The 672-nt window shown below is 60.7% G+C and carries 1 protein-coding gene; it reads right to left on the bottom strand.

Annotated elements, in window-relative coordinates; genetic code table 11:
• The coding region (locus JJQ51_RS32815) for a ShlB/FhaC/HecB family hemolysin secretion/activation protein (protein WP_331275840.1) at positions 1 to 672 on the bottom strand (672 nt) is incomplete at both ends.

The raw sequence follows: 672 nt of genomic DNA on the forward strand, positions 1-672 counted from the left end.
ATTGCCGCCGGCGAGCTTGGCCCCGACCGTCCAGCCGAGCATGTCGCCACCGGCGATCTGGTAGCGGGCCTGGCGTGCGATCCGCCCGTAATCGAGGCCGACATAGGGCCTCAACTCTCCGAGTATCCTGGCAAGCTCGGCATTCTCGGCAAAAGGCTGCGTCCGCCAGACGAGATCGTTGCGGACGAAGAAGCCGTTATTGCCATAAAGCATGGTCTCGCGCGTGCCGCGCACGGAGGAATAACCACCGACCGAGATCTGCTCCGCCCCGAACAGATTGTCGGGCGAATATTGCCCGGTGACGATGGAATTGATCTCAAGATGCTGCTCCGCCACCTCGAAAGGCCGCGTCAGGGTGATCGTGCCCCTGAACTTGGAAAAGCGGGGATCGGCATTCCCTGCTCCGGCATCGCCCGGAGCAACAGCGTCAAAGAGGTTGAGCCCCTGGCTGTAAGAGAGATCGAACACCCAGAGGCCGCCCAGCATGCGGCGTGAATGTGAGATACCGAGATCGCCGACGGTATATTTGCGGCTGCCGACCTCGATCCTGTTGCCGAGCAGGAAATTGTTGGTTTCCTTGTAGGTCAGGCCGCTGTTGAAGGTGGTGATCGAATCCTTGTCCCGGAAGATTACGCGATCGGCGCCGATGCCAACCTGCTTGCTGTCGCCTGA

Source organism: Rhizobium sp. AG207R (assembly GCF_027109195.1).
In the GTDB taxonomy this organism is placed as follows: domain Bacteria; phylum Pseudomonadota; class Alphaproteobacteria; order Rhizobiales; family Rhizobiaceae; genus Rhizobium; species Rhizobium dioscoreae.